This is a genomic window from Falsihalocynthiibacter sp. S25ZX9 (genome assembly GCF_041205405.1).
GTDB classification, from domain to species: Bacteria; Pseudomonadota; Alphaproteobacteria; order Rhodobacterales; family Rhodobacteraceae; genus Falsihalocynthiibacter; species Falsihalocynthiibacter arcticus.
In genome coordinates, this window is record NZ_JBGFCD010000005.1 from 75463 (window position 1) to 90992 (window position 15530).

The following is a 15530-nucleotide window of genomic DNA, read 5'->3' on the forward strand; positions in this document are numbered from 1 at the left end:
TTCACATTCCAATCAATTTACGTCTAAGCGGGGCATTTTCCAGCAGTTCATGTGCGGGACCCTCGTGAATAATGCGGCCCCGATCCATCACATAGGCCCGATCCGACACCTCAAGGGCGGCCAAGGCGTTTTGCTCGACGATCAACACCGCAATGCCCTCATTCTTAAGCCGCGTTACGGTTTTGAGAACGTCCTGAACGATCTTTGGGGCCAACCCCTGACTGGGTTCGTCAAACAACACGAGGCCCGGTGCGCCGAGCAAGGCCCGCGAGATCGCAACCATCTGCATCTCGCCGCCAGACAGATTTTCGCATTCGCGTCCCATGAGGTATTCGAGGGCGGAAAAGATATCGAACATCTCATCCATTTTCCATGACCTGAAGCGTGTTTTCTTGATACCTATCTGAAGGTTACGCGCCACACTTAAAGAAGGAAAAACCCGCCGATCATCGGGTACCCAGCCAACGCCCATTTTGGCAATTTTATAGGTTTCAGTCCGCGTGATGTCCTGACCGTCGAACGATATTCGCCCATTGCGCGGCGGGGTCAACCCAAGGATTGAACGCAAGGTTGTGGTTTTTCCTGCCCCATTTGGCCCCAACAACGAAACAACCTCGCCTTCGCCTACCCGAAGCGACGCCCCAAAGAGCGCCTGAGATTCCCCATAGAACGTTTCAATATTTGCGATATCAAGCATTATGCCACCTCGCCCAACGCCGAACGCTGAACCCATTTGTTGGACTGCAAGTCGTCGGGTGTGCCTTCTGCAATCACCTGACCCCAGTGAATTACGGAGATTTTATCCGCGAGTTCAAAAAGAAACCGCATGTCATGTTCGATCATCACAAAGGTATATTTTTTACGCAACTTTCCGATCAATTCCGCCAGTTGCCGTGTGGCTTCGGCCCCCAATCCCGACGTCGGTTCGTCCAAAAAGACGATGCGCGGTTTGGCCGCCAAAGCGACGCCAATTTCTAGCGCGCGACGATTACCATAAGAGAGCGAAAGCGATGGTTGCCATTCATGCCCCAAAAGCCCGACCTGATCGAGGACTTCCAAAGCTTGATCCAGCAACGCCCGATCATCGAAAACGGAGGTGGTAATCTGGGCATAGCGACGGCGAAAATCTGGCAGCGCAAGGATTATGTTTTCAATCACCGCGCTGTCGTCAAAGAGGTTCATCATCTGAAACGAGCGCGATACACCTTTGCGCGCAATGCGTTGCGGAGCCTTGCCAGTGATGTCCTCTCCGTCAAAAACAATGCTGCCCCGTGTGGGTTTGTGATGCCCGGTCAGACAATGGAAACATGTGGTTTTTCCCGCGCCATTGGGCCCCATGATGCCGCTCACCTGCCCCTCTTCAAACGACAGGGATATGTCTTCCAAGACGACGCGACTGCCAAATCTTTTGTGGATATTTCTTGCTTCAAACAGGGCCATCAGACTTGCTCCTTAATCGGTTTAGCAGGCAAATCTGCACTTGTTTTCAGGCGACCCAAGTTGGCCAAGGCACCGGCCAATCCTTCGGGCTTGAACATGACCATCACCACAAACATCAACCCGTACCAAAGCAACCATGTCTCGGTGATCGACCCCAACACATCGCGGGCGATGAAGTAGAGCATCACGCCCAGAATGGGACCCCAAAAGTTCACCAGACCGCCGCCCACCAAAACCATCATCACAATCAAACCTGACTGATGAAGGCTCATGACATCCGGATAGGCGCTTTCCTGTGCCATGGAGAACAATCCTCCCGCTAACCCAGCAATCATCGCGGACAGGGTGAAGGCCGCCCATTTGAACCACCAAACCTCATAACCAATAAAGGAGGCGCGGGTTTCATTCTGACGGATGGCCTGAAGGACCCGCCCAAAAGGCGAATTGGCCACCCGCCATGCCAGCACAACCATCACAATCGTTAAAACGGCAATCAAGTAATAGAGGCTTGCGTTGGAACTCAAATCAAAACGTACAATTCCCAAATTGAGCGGCGGTCGGGGGATGTTCAAAAGCCCGTCTTCGCCGCCCGTGAGGACGTGCATTTTGATGGCCCCGAACCAAAAAACCTGTCCAAAGGCAATGGTTAACAGGGCGAAATAAATGCCGCGTCGGTGGGAGACAAAAACCCCGACCAATGCGCCTGCGACGGCTGCGGCGACGACCGATGCCAAAAGCCCCCCCACGAGACTAACCCCGACATGATGTTGAAACAGTCCAAAGGCATAAGCTCCAACACCAAGATACGCCCCGTGGCCGAAGGAATGCAGCCCAGTGTAGCCAAACAAAAGGTTGAACCCGAGCGCGAAAATGATCCAAATTGCAATCTCGATACCGATATACTGATACAGCCCAATCGGGCCAATCCACAGAGGCATACTCAGCATAAAGACGGCAAAAAAGGCGATCTGCGGGGTGACCCATTGGCTTGAGCGGCGGGAAATATCGGACAGTGTAACCATGATCAATTCTCCAACGCGCTTTTCTTGCCAAACAGGCCTCGGGCACGAAACCCGATCACCAGAATGAGCAAAATATACATAGACATCATGGACCAAGACGACGCGTAAGCCCCTGTAATTCCAACAGAAAGGCCCACCAGTATCGCAGCAATCACCGATCCCCAGAAGCTGCCAACCCCGCCTAAAACGATAATCAGAAAGGCCGGAATAACCACATCGACACCGACATGCGGACGAAGCCCCCAAATGGGCACCATGGTCACGCCTGCCAAACCAGCAAGCCCTGCGCCAAACCCAAAGACCAACAAGCGCAGCCGCGAAAGATCGTAGCCCAAGGCCCGCACCATCTCGCTGTCGTGCGCTCCGGCCTTAATGATCGCCCCATAGGGTGTTTTTTCCAGAAAAAGCCAAACACAGACTATGGCAAGGACGGCGAAAGCTGCTGCAAAAAGTTTGTATTTTGAAAAGATAAGCCCGCCCATCATAACGGCGCCGTTGATCGCTTCTGGGAGCGGTAGGAATTTCTCTCCAGTTCCCCAGCCCAGACGGATCAACTCTTCGATCACCAAAGCCGCGCCGAAGGTCAGCAGCAAGCCATATAGGGGCGCTTTGCCATAAGTGCGCCTGAGGGCCAACTCAAGCACCATACCCGCGAGGGCCGCCAGCAAAGGCGCACAAATCAAGGCGGCGATGTATTTGGCCGAGAGAGGGAGGGTTTGCCACCAGTCCCCCAACGCGGTTTCACCCATCCATTCACCGCCGATGATCGACAGCGCAAAATAGGCTCCCAACGCGAACAGGGAGCCATGGGCAAGGTTGATGACTTCCATCACGCCAACGATCAGCGTGAAACCCAAGGCGATGAGCGCGAACAACAGACCGAGGGTTAGTCCGTTGAACAAATGTGGTGCGAGATTGAGCATAAAGCGTCCGTTTTGGGTTTGATTATGGGAACCGCGGCCAGAGTGCCTGACCGCGGCTCTTGGTTCTACGTGTCAAATGTAGGCGTATCTTCGTAAGGCTCTAGGACGCATTTTGCTTCGGCCTCGGCGTCACGCACATCCTCCGGCGGCACGTTGCTGAGAATCTCGAACATGTCGTCCGGATTGTCCGACGCGGTATTGGCCGTCGCCAGATAGATCGTCTGTTGCACCTGATGGGTGGCATGATCGATCCAAGCATCGTGATGCTGCATACGCTCAAGTGCCGGCATTTTATGACCTTCAAGCTCTTTGATCACCGCGATATTATTGGTGGTGCCCGCACGTTCCATCGCATCAAGCATGTTCTTCATCGCCATGTAACCATTATAGAAAACATTGCCCGGAACACGCATCTGCGTATCGGGATAGGCCTCCTGATACCGCTTCACAAAGTCGGTCACCCCAGGCAAATCAAGGTTGTAATACCAAGTCGTCCCAAACACCCCAAAGAGGTTGTCGAGCGGCAAACCATAGACATCCGGCCAGTCCTGCTGGTTGTTAATCCACGCGGGGCTTGCCCCCATACCAAGCTGGGCTACCTGCTGGCGCATCGCTTTTTGATCGTCGCCACCGATGGCCGCGGCAACAACATTGGGATTGGTCTGCTGGATATTCAAAAGGGCCGCCGAGAAGTCGCGCGTTCCCTGTGGCACCAAGATTTCGTCGATAACCGTACCACCATATTGCTCCAACAAGGTGCGTGTGGCGGCGGCAGTATTGTGGCCCCAAACATAGTCGTTGGTCAAAAGAACCCATTGATCGCCAAACCGGTCGATTGAATTTTTGACGGCCGCTTTGGCAAAGTTGGTGCCATTCCCGTCCCATACGAATTTCACACGGTGGCAATTTTCACCTGATTCAGTAGGCGAAGAGGAGTTCGTATTGAAATAGATCACACCGTTCTTTTGCGCCACTTGGCTGATCGCGTTGGCGACGCCCGAACTGACGGCCCCAATTAAGAAGCCAACCTCTTCGCGATTAATCAACCGCTCCGCCACACGGCTTCCGGTCGCCGCCGTAGTCTCGGTATCAATGTGAATTGCCTCGATTTTGCGCCCCAATACGCCGCCTTTTGCATTATACTCGTCGATAGCCATGTTGATACCGCGACGATCGCTGGCACCCGAGTTCGCATATTGGCCGCTGGCATCTGACGTAATACCAACCTTAAACGGCTTGTCCGTCGCGGCGGCGTAAACGCGATTATGTTTCCATGGGCCATAGAATGCACCCGTCGTTCCAAGCGCAGCCGTCGTCTTCAGCAACTGTCGCCGTGTTAAGTTAGAATTAGACATTTTGTTCCTCCCGATCTTCGTCGCGCTTTTGCGCTGTTTCACCGGCCACTCTCATCCCTGACCAGATAATAGAAAATATATTCAATAGACTGAACGAAAATTTCTTTCTAAGTCAATAAAAAACTGAATATTCTTTCAATTATTGATTTTCACCTTGAAAAGGAATATTTTTTCAGACACCCTTTGCCATGGAAAAGAAAAATACACAGGGCCTCGACGAGACATATGACGCGTTGCGAGCGCGAATCGGAGATCGATTTGATGGTCTGACTCCACACCTGCAACGCATCGCCCTCTCTGCGCTGGAGGAGCCAAATTTCTTTGCATTGAATACAGTTGTGACCATTGCAGAAAAGGTGAGCGTGCAGCCATCGACCCTCATCCGGTTTGCAAAAGAGTTTGGCTATAATGGGTTTTCCCAGTTACAGCGTGTCTTTCGCGTCCGTCTAATTGAAGGGGCTCCTGATCAACGGGCCGAAGTCTATCAGGAGAAGCACAGTTCTGATCTTCGTGCCGATATGGGTCTTATATTTAACAATTGTATCAGTGAGTTAATTGCTTCACTGGAAAACGTTCGTGAGAACACGCAGGTGGATGACCTTGCGAAAGCCGTCGCCATGATCAACGCAGCCTCGCACATACATATCGCTGGCCTTCGGCGCGCACGACCGATTGCAACATATCTTGCTTACGGAATATCCCGCTCGGAGCGGCAATGCAGTATGCTCGATTTTGGAGGGGGAATGGCCGCTCAACAAGTTGCAAACATGAAGCAAGACGACTTACTGATTTGTATCAGTTTTCCGCCCTACTCGCCGCCGGTCCTCGAAATTACGCGCGATGCCTATTTGCGTCGCCGCCCAATTATCGCAATCACAGACTCCCTAGAAAGTCCTTTGGCCAAGAATTCAACGCTCGCATTTATCGTCGACAATGAATCCACAGGTCAATTCAAACCCATTGCCGGCGCCATTGGCTTGGTTCAGGCCCTCTGTATCGGCTTGATCGATTAATACATCCGGCCCTGTCACTTTTTGGCACAGGCCCAACAGTGACTAGCGCTTTGTGTAGCCCGCGAGGAAAAGGTCAACAGCACTGCTTGAGGACTTACGAAGGATTTCAGCGGGCGGTGGGTATTTCACCTTGCTGAAAAGACATTGGCGCCACACACCCCCCGTCGATAACTCGATCAACTGATAGGCTGCAAGCGTTGTATCCTCGATTTCAAGCGTGCCATTTGCGACTTCTGAGTCCAGAAATTGCGAAATAAGGAGGCGCATGCGCATTGCACCGCCGTCATAATATCGGATGCCAAGTTCGGGCATCCGTTCGACCATGCCAATTATGGCGCGCTGTGAGCGGATCACCTCGTCGGAACAAAGGATTTTTGCTAGAATAAACACGAAGTCCTTCAGTTTATCGCGCAGGGGGCGCTCCTCCTTCAAACACTCGCTTAAACCAGCAAAAACACGGTCCCGTTCGTGCTCGATCAGGGATTCAAACAAGTCATCCTTGCTGTCAAAATAGACATACAGCGTGCTCTTTGAAACATCGGCCGCGCGGCAAATGTCGTTGACACTGGCGGCATCAAATCCGCGGTCCAGGAAAACCTGCGCCGCCCCTATGAGAATGGCTTCGCGTTTGGCGGGATCCCGTCCGGCGGCATGGCGGCGTGGCTTTATGGTTTTGTTTTCCATGTCTCAACATAATCGAACCGAACGGTTTGATAAAGCCTTGTAATTGAGCGCGCAGGGGGTTAGGTGCTAAATCGAACCGAACGGTGCGATTTAGCTGTCTGCTCGGCATCTGCACCATCGGCAACAAGGATAAACCCTATGTCACGTCACGAACGAGACCTTGCACAGACTGACAAAATCGACGTCACACCCGATTTGGAAACTCAGAAAACCACGGAAACAAAGCCGCCCAAACGCCTTGTAAAGCGGGTGGTTCTGGCCTTGGTTGCCGTAGGAGCGCTTGCTGGGATTGTAGATTTTGGCCACACCTACTGGACGTCGGGCCGATTTATGATCGAAACCGATGATGCCTATGTCACAGCGGATACAACGTTGATTAGCAGTCGTGTGCAGGGCTATGTTTCTGAAGTTTCCGTAAAGCAAAATGACATTGTGAAGGCTGGCGATGTTCTGGTGCGCCTTGATGATGGAGATTACCTCCTTGCCTTGGAACTCGCCAAAGAACGCGTCTTGACGGCGGACCAAACCATTGGCCGTTTTGGCGCGCAAATCACCGCCGCCGAAGCAGGCGTTGCCCAAGCGGAGGCGATGAAATCCGTCGCGGAGGCGCAAGTGCGTGCGGCAAAATCCAAGTGGGATCGCTCCCAACAATTGGCCACGCGAAAAGTAGCATCCCAAGCCCAGCTAGATTCCTCAACCGAAGCCCTTGAAACAACCACCGCCTCGCTCGCCAATGCAAACGCTGCCATTCTAAATGCCAAAGCCCAAATCGGGGTGCTCCATGCCCAACAGGCCGAAGCCAACGGCGCGAAACATGAGCTTGAGCTGGCCGTAAAGCAAGCGCAACGAAATCTGGACTTAACGGTTTTGCGCTCCCCCGCTGATGGGACACTGGCAAACCTCACATTGGAAGTTGGCGATCTGGTAAACCCCGGAGCGCTTTTGGCGGCCCTCGTACCGATGAACGATTTATATGTTGAGGCGAATTTCAAAGAAACACAGATTTACGAAATCGCTTTGGGCGCGACGGTTCACATCAGTTTTGATGCCATCCCTGACCAAGTGTTTGAAGGCCATGTTTCTTCGGTCTCTCCTGCGACGGGATCTGTTTTCTCCCTGCTGCCCGCAGACAACGCGACGGGTAACTTCACTAAAATCGTGCAACGCGTTCCGGTGCGGATTGATATCCCCGATGCCGTCATGCAGACGGGCCATTTGCGGGCTGGATTGTCGGCGATTGTCGAAGTGGATAATCGCACTGGCACGCATGCTTCTGCGATAGCACAAGCCGAGTAACTTGGATGTCTACAGATCTTCCCGAAGCACCGATTGAACTCACTCCTCGGCGCATTATCGCCTTTTTCATCATGGTTTTCGGGATGTTCATGGCCATTCTGGACATTCAGATTGTATCGGCCTCCCTACCCGATATCCAAGCGGGTTTGGGTGCAAGCGCCGACGAAATCAGCTGGGTTCAGACCTCCTACCTGATTGCCGAAGTTATCATGATTCCGCTGTCGGGATTTTTGGCGCGGATGATGTCGACACGGGTCCTGTTTACCATCGCCGCCGCGGGTTTTACCGCCGCGAGTTTCATGTGCGCGACATCAACTACGATCACCGAAATGATCATCTGGCGCGCGCTGCAAGGCTTCTTGGGCGGCGGGATGATCCCGTCCGTTTTTGCTGCCGCCTTTACCATTTTTCCACCCTCCAAACGCAACATTGTATCGCCGATCATTGGCTTAATTGCGACGCTTGCACCGACAGTGGGACCAACGATTGGCGGATATCTGAGCCATACAATGTCGTGGCACTGGCTGTTTTTGGTCAATGTCATTCCGGGAATTGCTGTTGCAATTGGGGCGTGGACGCTCATTGATTTTGACCGCCCGAATTGGAAGCTTTTTGGCAAGTTCGACTGGTGGGGCCTTGCGGCATTGGCGGCATTTCTGGGGGCGATGGAATTCGTGCTCGAAGAAGGCGCGGCCAATGACTGGTTTGACGACCATTTAGTGGTGATTATGACCGTGGTGATGGTTGTGGGCGGTATCGTGACCTTCTGGCGCGCCTTTACCCGTGAGGAACCGCTCATCGATTTCTCAGCCTTCCGAGACCCGAATTTCGCGGTGGGTTCGATCTTTAGCTTCACCATGGGGATTGGCCTTTATGGGCTGACCTATCTTTACCCGCTCTATCTGGCGTCAATCCGTGGCTACGACAGTTTGATGATCGGCGAAACCGTGTTTGTCTCCGGCCTTGCGATGTTTATCAGCGCCCCAATTGTGGGCATGCTTTCGTCGAAAATTGACCTGCGCTTCCTCCTTTTGGTGGGGTTCATGGGCTTTGCTGGCTCGACGTGGATGCTCACAGGGATGACCGCCGAATGGGACTTCCAAGAACTAATGTGGCCCCAAATCCTGCGCGGCGCATCCTTGATGTTGTGTATGGTGCCGATCAACAACCTCGCGCTCGGCACCTTGCCCGCCAGCAAAATGAAGGGGGCTTCGGGCCTGTATAACCTCATGCGCAATCTTGGCGGCGCTGTTGGCCTTGCTGTGATTAACACGGTTCTGTCGGAGCGCAGCAGCTTGCATTATGCACGCCTTTCTGAAGGGCTCAATTGGGCCAACGACGAGGTTTTGCGCCAACTCAATCTCATGGCCGCGAACTTAACCTCGCGGGGGCTTGATGGCGCGACGGGGGCCTTGGTTCAAATGGCGGGGCGGATTCAGGCACAAGCGACTGTGCTGTCCTTTATTGACGTCTTTTTCATACTTACGGGATTGTTCGCCAGCCTTGCCTTTGGTGCATTGCTGATGAAACCACCCGCAACAGGCACGTCAGTTGAAGCACATTAGGCCTCACTTTTCGCTATCTTGCGATGTATCTGCTGCCGTTAATTTAATTGGCAAACTCCCCGAACGAATGTGCAAATCTCTTTGAGGGAAGGGCATTTCGATTCCATATTTTCGAAGGGCCGTTTCAATTTCCCAATTGAATGCAGCCACCACAGTACTTGGGCGTTTGACCGCCTGTGGTGTAAGCCAGACCACCAATTCGAAATCCAGACTGCTTTCACCGAATTTCATCAGCCAAACTTCCGGCGGCTTTGAGCCCTTCCCTGAGAGCAAATGAGGGGTCGCGTTGGCAGCTTCTAGGGCGGCCTTTTTCACAAGGTCCTTGTCACTTCCATAGGCGACACCAAATGGAACGCGTATACGCCGGATGCTATCGCGCAACGTCCAGATCATCATGGGGTTGTTGATAAATTGCGAGTTTGGCACCAAGATATCGATGTTGTCATTGGTGGTGATAAGTGTTGCGCGGGTGTTGATTTCACGCACTTCCCCCCTCAGTCCGGATTCAAGCTCAACAAAATCGCCAACCTTAATACTCCCTTCGACCAACATGATGATACCGGACACAAGGTTGCTAAAGATGGCCTGCAAGCCAAACCCGATACCTACACCCAACGCCCAACGCCCCCGAGAACACCGCAAGCGCCGTCAAATCAATACCAACGATGTTCATCGCAACCATCACCGCCGTAAAAAACAAACCGATTTTGACGGCTTGAGCAATCAGGGACCTGACAGAGGGCGTCAGATCCTTGGACATATTGAGACGGGACTGAACGAACCTGCTGAAAACAGACGCGATCCAGATCAACAAAACAAGAATTGCCGCGCCCTTGATCACCGTGAAGAGCGAAAGGCGCGCATCGCCCATGTTAATCGCGAGGCTATCGAGGAAACCGATGAGGGGATTCAGGAGTTTCAAAACGTTGAGCGCAGCGATCACCCAAGCGGTCGTTGCAAAAGCGCGCGACCAAAATGGATCGCGGACCAAGGTTGAAAAAAGCCGGATTAAAATCCATGCCTGCAGGAGCGTCGCAGGAATACGGACGAGATCGCTGGGATGTCCGCTGGCCTGTAATACGGCCTGCCCAACCCACAAAAGAATGGCCCAGACAATTGGAACGATGAGGCTTTTGATGACCAAAAAGACATGTTTCATGAATACTTTTTCGTCATCGGCCATCGGCCAAATTCGCGCTAACAGTTGTCTTGAAAAACGTGATGCTAGGAAAGCTGCGAGAACCGTGAAGCAAATGAGAGCGACCTGAAATATTCCTTCCAACGAGAATATCTGCGCGGCCACTCGCGTGGTTATATCTGTGAAATAGCTGATCACAGGGCCCATTTCCGAGGTGACGTCGCTAATGATGCCTTCCACGGTTTGCGTTTTTGCAATTGCCTCAGTTTAGGTGACTATATCGGTTGCGTGACGGGTCATGGCGAGATCCTCTTGATGAGTACAGCCTTGGGGCGTGCCGCCGGTCCTAGCCACTACCGGCATTTAAACTGTATGATTTCAAAGTTCATAAGCGCAAGGATCATTCCGAAAAATTTCCCCGCGAGTCTAGAATTCCTACAGAACCGGCTCCCCCTATTTTACCCTATGGCTGGCTCCTGCGTAACCAAGACAACGACCACGTTTCCCTTTTTACGGCCAGTATCCACATGTCGGTGCGCCTCGATCATTTGATCAAAGGAATAAGATCGATCAATCACGGGACGAAAGTGGCCAGCCACAACCAATGCGGTCAACGTCCGCAGCAACGACACATTTTCCGATGCCACCCCACCGACCAACCGCTTCCCATTAAGTCGTGCGCGTAGGGGGCCAAAGATCATGTCCGACAGGCTGCCGTTGACCACAACCAGCCGCCCGCCACGCTTGAGCGCGTGCCGCCCCCGCGACCATGGGGCAGTGCCTGCGGTATCGACGATCATGTCAAATTTACGCGCGGTGGTGGTAAAGTCGGTTTTGGTGTAATCAATCACATGATCCGCTCCAAGGCTTCGGACCAACTCCGCGTTTGCGCCGCTACAAACGGCGGTCACCTCCGCGCCTAAATGCTTGGCTAATTGCACAAAGGCTGTGCCCGTGGACCCAGAAGCGCCATTGATCAAGATGCTTTCGCCTGCCTTAAGCCGCGCCTTATTGACAAGGAAATCATAGGCCGTGGTGCCCCCAAAAAAGAGCGCGGCGGCTTCCTCAAAGTTCATACTTTCCGGTTTCAACACCACTTTCCCATCCTGTGGCATCACGCAATATTCGGCATGGGCACCAAAGGCCGCCCCCGGAAAAGCAATCACAGCATCCCCAATTTTGAATTCCGTCACCTTGACGCCAACTTCGGTGATCACACCTGACAATTCCGTGCCAAGGGTTGGCTGCCTTGGCCGAAAAACTCCGAACACCAAGCGGGCGATCAAGCCCATGCCTGCGGGTACGGTGAGCGTTCTTGCCCGCCAATCGCCGCTACTGACCGTCGTTGCATAGGATCGGATCAAAACTTCAGTGTCTTTGGGTGTTGGCGTTGGCAAGTTGATGAGGTTGAGAACGTCCGGAGGGCCGTAACGGGTATAGCTATAGGCACGCATGTCAGGTTCCTTTTTGAGTGAATTACTATAGAGCGTCGATTGCCTTTAGATAACCCACACCCTAACCAATGCGTATTGACCAATTATCTAATACTGATATGCATATATGTATGGATTGGCGGGCGGTAAAATTTGACTGGAACAAGGCGCGGGCGTTTCTCGTGACCGCCGAAGAAGGCTCGCTTTCTGCCGCCGCCCGTGCGCTTGGCATGTCGCAACCGACGTTGGGGCGGCAAGTTGACGGCTTGGAACAGGAACTGGGAATTGTCCTGTTCCAACGGGTTGGGCGCGGCCTGACCCTGACGCCCAGCGGGCTTGAACTCCTCGAGCATGTCCGCGAGATGGGCCAAGCGGCGGGGCGCGTGTCACTAGCAGCACTTGGACAATCACAGGCGATAGCAGGCACGATTTGCATTTCCGCCAGCGAGACCTACGCTACGGTTCTGCTGCCCCCGATCATCGCCAAGTTGCGACTGTTGGAACCGGGCATTCGGGTCGAGATCGTCGTTTCCAATCAAGCCAGCGATTTGCGGCGGCGCGAAGCAGACATCGCAATCCGCTCGTTTCGCCCTACCGAGCCTGACCTGATCGCCAAAAAAATCGGTGACGCCGAGGCCCGACTCTACGCGACCCCCGCCTATATCGCAAAGCTTGGTCATCCAACGAAACCCTATGACTTGCGCCATGCTGATTTTATCAATTTGGACCACTCTGGGATGATGATGAAAGGCCTGAATACATTGGGTCTGGGCCTGACCGAGGCTAATTTCCCGCTGATGACTGAAAGCTACTTGGTGATGTGGGAACTGGTGCGAGAAGGTGCAGCCATCGGTATTCTGGATGCGTTTATCGGCGATGCCGACCCCACAGTACGACGGGTTCTGGCGGATTTAGAACCCCTGACGTTCCCCATGTGGCTCGTTGCACATCGGGAACTTGCAACAAGCCGACGTATTCGAATGGTCTATGACTTCTTGGCCGAAGAGTTGAAACGCAATTAGCTAACAACGGAAACCGAGCAATTGGCATGGCGTACGATACGTGCTGCGTTGGGGCCAAGCAGATTGTCCTTCAGATCGGCCTTATGGGCGCCCGCAACAATTAAACTGGCTTTGGTCTTGGCCGCGATACGCAAAACCTCGTCATAAACCCGTTCTGTCGCAATCAAGTTGAGCGCCGTCCAAGGCAACAATCTGAGATGCTCTCCTAATCACCTCTACATAGGAAATCTCCGCGTATTACCATCAAAAAGGCCGCAGTTCCCATGACCAGCATGATTTGTCCGTTGGCGGAACTGGCAGCTTCAACCGCGCCCGCCTTCTCAGCTGAAAATCCGACCCGTTTCATCAAAGGAGTCATTTAGGTATCGGCTGTCAAAACATTGGCGATGCCAAAAACGCCCTCTGACGTGATCCACATATGGCTCATCGCCTTTTGCAGGGATGCGCCTCTCCACGGATGACATCGGGGAGGAAATGAGAGGACCCGAAAAACATATTGACCAGAAAGATCGTGGCAATAATCGCCATTGCAGGCCCAAGCGCGCGGCAGGCGCCCTCAAACAGGATCAAGAGTCCGACCAACCCAAGCCACTTGTCAACGTCGTCCGCCAAGCTGCCCACATCGACGATCTTCTGATAGAAAATTAGGCCGTAAAGGACTGTGATTGCCCCAACAAGATCAAAGGCCTAGTCGACCAATGCAATATGAACGCGGGGGCAACGCCCGCAAGCAATAGGCCGCCGGATTAGTTGCGCCCGCATCAGACCAAGCAACAAAGTTTTGAAGTTCCTCTTCCGTTAAGGTACGATTTTTCAATGTCTTTATGACCATATTCGAGTCCCACTGAGGTCCTGCTATTGCTGATATTTTTATTACTGGCCGCATTCGGGTGGTCATGCAGGCGAGCGGACAGACCCGCTGTCTCCATTTCCTTTGGATCAAGGCTCGCAAAGGCTGAGTGCTGTTTTTTGACCTCTTCGATGTTGTCCATCACGGATTTCACAACTGTATGCACAGCTTCATCCGAAACGTCGGTCGACGTCACAAATGTTGCGCCAACACCAAATGTGGTTACGTCCGCGTCATTCCCGCTATACATGCCCCTAGAAATAACGGCCGTGTGACAGAACGAGTTTCGCTGATAAGCGCCTCAACAACAGGGCCATCAATCGTTACAAAGGCAAAGTCACGGGTTGTGGTTTTTTCTAGGATCGAACCCGACGGGTGACCAACCGTGTACGCCATCGCGTCGATTTTATTGTCACACAAAGCAGCCGATTGCTCTGCCGCCTTCAACTCGGCGGCCAAAGCAAAATCGTCTGTGGTCCAGCCCTTCGCATCCATCAGCACTTCCATCGTGCCGCGCTGACCGGAACCGGGGTTGCCGATATTAACGCGCTTGCCCTTTAGGTCGTCAAAAGGTCGCGGTGCCCGCATCGGCGCGTGCCACAACGGTGAGCGGAAAATACAGAGCGAATGGTGTTGATGTTGTAAATAAACCCGCCAGTGGATTCGACGGAGCATCGAAAACCGTGTTCTTTGCGGCCCTTATTGACCAAATGGCAAATCGCGCAGCCCGTTGGGTGATATACGCCCGTTACGCTACTGCTGCTAACAGGGCTTCCACCTCAAGCGCCTCAAATGACACTTTCAAAGCACTGGGCATCAGGTTTCTCCCTTTATTGATGTGTTCGTAGGTTTCACTCGCCCCAAACTTCATTGAGTCGACGAATGTTGTTTTCAACTTCGGTAATTCTCGCACGCACGGGCGCTCCGGCCCGCCCCGCAAGAAGGCCGATCATAATCTCACACAGCACCAGTGTAGAGGCGTAGGATGAGAAGAAATTACGGCTTTTTGTTGGGACAATAAAGCTCGCCGAGGCAAACGCAAGAGCAGGACAAGTGTGCGTATCGGTGATCACCACCACAAAGGCGCCATCCTCGCTTGCCACCCGCGCGGCCTTGATTGAATTGCTGGCAAAGGGCGGTTTTGTGATGATAATCAACACATCCTGCTCCGACAGGCCAACTAGCCCACTCCCCAGCGACGCCCCCATTCGGCTGGCCATCGACCAATTCTCAGCGATGAAACTGGCCATATACGTCAGGTATTCCGCAACCCCCGTCGACCCCAACGCTCCCAGCACCAAAACGCTGCGCGCATCATGCAACCGCTCAACACAGGCCTCCATCGTGGGCATGTCAATCGCCGCTTCTAGCTGCTGTAAATTGCTGGTGCTGTCCATGATGTGCTGGGTCAAAAACCCCTGATCTCCCTCATCATGGCGTTGCTGCATGACTTCGACCCGTTGCGAAAACGAGTCTGCTTTCTGCTCAAACGACCGCCGCAAAACTTCGCGCAGGTCCTCATAACTGTCATAGCCCAGCGCCGCCGACATACGCGAAAACGTTGCTGGCGATAGATCCGTTTCCTTGGAAATCGCCCGCAAACTTCGGGTGGCAACATCCACCGGATTCGTCACGACGTAATCCGCTGCCAGTTTCAACTTGGCACTCAGTGATGCATACTTCCCCGATAACTGCTGCTCAAACGACGACTGCAAAAATGAATCCCCCCTTGAGACAGAATTATGATTTTCACGAACGTTTCATTTGTTTCATACCTAGTCAAGAGGGG

At 53.1% G+C, this 15530-nt stretch carries 15 protein-coding genes and 2 pseudogenes; 4 read left to right on the forward strand and 13 right to left on the reverse strand.

Annotation, left to right across the window (positions count from 1 at the left end; all coding sequences use genetic code 11):
* Position 1 precedes the first annotated feature (1 nt).
* The 5 genes from AB9F29_RS07415 to AB9F29_RS07435 all read right to left on the reverse strand — a co-directional run bounded on the left by AB9F29_RS07415 (position 2) and on the right by AB9F29_RS07435 (position 4740).
* Positions 2-697, reverse strand: a complete 696-nt coding sequence (locus tag AB9F29_RS07415) for an ABC transporter ATP-binding protein (protein WP_369755154.1) — start codon at positions 695-697, stop codon at positions 2-4.
* Positions 697-1440 (reverse strand): ABC transporter ATP-binding protein, encoded by a 744-nt coding sequence (locus AB9F29_RS07420; protein WP_369755155.1) that lies wholly within the window; start codon positions 1438-1440, stop codon positions 697-699. The genes AB9F29_RS07415 and AB9F29_RS07420 overlap by 1 nt, the downstream gene beginning before the upstream one ends.
* The gene (locus AB9F29_RS07425) at positions 1440-2462 is read right to left on the reverse strand and encodes a branched-chain amino acid ABC transporter permease (RefSeq protein WP_369755156.1); all 1023 of its coding nucleotides are present in this window, start codon (positions 2460-2462) and stop codon (positions 1440-1442) included. Before AB9F29_RS07425 ends, AB9F29_RS07420 begins: the two co-directional genes overlap by 1 nt.
* Positions 2463-2464: 2 nt before the next feature.
* Positions 2465-3385: a branched-chain amino acid ABC transporter permease gene (locus AB9F29_RS07430; RefSeq protein WP_335583553.1), complete on the reverse strand. Its 921-nt coding sequence runs from the start codon at positions 3383-3385 to the stop codon at positions 2465-2467.
* Positions 3386-3450: 65 nt separating this feature from the next.
* On the reverse strand, positions 3451-4740 hold the full coding sequence (locus tag AB9F29_RS07435; RefSeq protein ID WP_369755157.1) for an ABC transporter substrate-binding protein: 1290 nt from the start codon (positions 4738-4740) through the stop codon (positions 3451-3453).
* A 188-nt stretch (positions 4741-4928) separates the two neighbouring features.
* Here AB9F29_RS07435 and AB9F29_RS07440 point away from each other — a divergent pair, with 188 nt between their 5' ends.
* Positions 4929-5753 carry a MurR/RpiR family transcriptional regulator gene (locus AB9F29_RS07440; RefSeq protein WP_369755159.1) on the forward strand — a complete coding sequence of 275 codons (825 nt, stop codon included), beginning with the start codon at positions 4929-4931 and terminating at the stop codon, positions 5751-5753.
* A gap of 42 nt (positions 5754-5795) precedes the next feature.
* On the opposite strand, the gene AB9F29_RS07445 is transcribed toward AB9F29_RS07440, so the two are convergent.
* Positions 5796-6437, reverse strand: coding sequence for a TetR/AcrR family transcriptional regulator (locus AB9F29_RS07445; protein ID WP_335583556.1), 642 nt, complete (start codon positions 6435-6437; stop codon positions 5796-5798).
* 138 nt (positions 6438-6575) lie between these two features.
* Here AB9F29_RS07445 and AB9F29_RS07450 point away from each other — a divergent pair, with 138 nt between their 5' ends.
* Both AB9F29_RS07450 and AB9F29_RS07455 read left to right on the forward strand, forming a co-directional pair.
* A complete protein-coding gene (locus AB9F29_RS07450) occupies positions 6576-7733 on the forward strand; it encodes an HlyD family secretion protein (protein ID WP_369755160.1) in 1158 nt (385 codons plus the stop codon).
* 5 nt (positions 7734-7738) lie between these two features.
* Positions 7739-9298 (forward strand): DHA2 family efflux MFS transporter permease subunit, encoded by a 1560-nt coding sequence (locus AB9F29_RS07455; RefSeq protein WP_369755161.1) that lies wholly within the window; start codon positions 7739-7741, stop codon positions 9296-9298.
* Positions 9299-9301: 3 nt separating this feature from the next.
* Here AB9F29_RS07455 and AB9F29_RS07460 read toward each other — a convergent pair whose 3' ends face one another.
* From AB9F29_RS07460 to AB9F29_RS07470, 3 genes are all read right to left on the reverse strand, one after another.
* Positions 9302-9889, reverse strand: coding sequence for a mechanosensitive ion channel family protein (locus tag AB9F29_RS07460; RefSeq protein ID WP_369755162.1), 588 nt, complete (start codon positions 9887-9889; stop codon positions 9302-9304).
* Entirely contained in the window at positions 9873-10457 is a 585-nt protein-coding gene (locus tag AB9F29_RS07465) for a hypothetical protein (protein ID WP_369755163.1), read from the reverse strand. Before AB9F29_RS07465 ends, AB9F29_RS07460 begins: the two co-directional genes overlap by 17 nt.
* A gap of 437 nt (positions 10458-10894) precedes the next feature.
* Positions 10895-11890, reverse strand: coding sequence for an NAD(P)-dependent alcohol dehydrogenase (locus tag AB9F29_RS07470; RefSeq protein WP_369755164.1), 996 nt, complete (start codon positions 11888-11890; stop codon positions 10895-10897).
* Positions 11891-11988: 98 nt separating this feature from the next.
* Between AB9F29_RS07470 and AB9F29_RS07475 the strand changes: the two genes are divergently transcribed.
* Entirely contained in the window at positions 11989-12891 is a 903-nt protein-coding gene (locus AB9F29_RS07475) for a LysR family transcriptional regulator (protein ID WP_369755165.1), read from the forward strand.
* On the opposite strand, the gene AB9F29_RS07480 is transcribed toward AB9F29_RS07475, so the two are convergent.
* From AB9F29_RS07480 to AB9F29_RS07495, 4 genes and pseudogenes are all read right to left on the reverse strand, one after another.
* On the reverse strand, positions 12888-13082 hold the full coding sequence (locus AB9F29_RS07480; RefSeq protein ID WP_369755166.1) for a universal stress protein: 195 nt from the start codon (positions 13080-13082) through the stop codon (positions 12888-12890). The two genes, AB9F29_RS07475 and AB9F29_RS07480, sit on opposite strands and share 4 nt — an antisense overlap.
* Positions 13083-13089: 7 nt before the next feature.
* Positions 13090-13723 (reverse strand): annotated as a pseudogene (locus AB9F29_RS07485) (TRAP transporter large permease subunit); the annotation flags it as partial.
* A 64-nt stretch (positions 13724-13787) separates the two neighbouring features.
* Positions 13788-14508, reverse strand: a pseudogene (locus tag AB9F29_RS07490) (TAXI family TRAP transporter solute-binding subunit); the annotation flags it as partial.
* A gap of 84 nt (positions 14509-14592) precedes the next feature.
* Positions 14593-15399 (reverse strand): MurR/RpiR family transcriptional regulator, encoded by an 807-nt coding sequence (locus AB9F29_RS07495; protein ID WP_369755167.1) that lies wholly within the window; start codon positions 15397-15399, stop codon positions 14593-14595.
* Positions 15400-15530 lie beyond the last annotated feature (131 nt).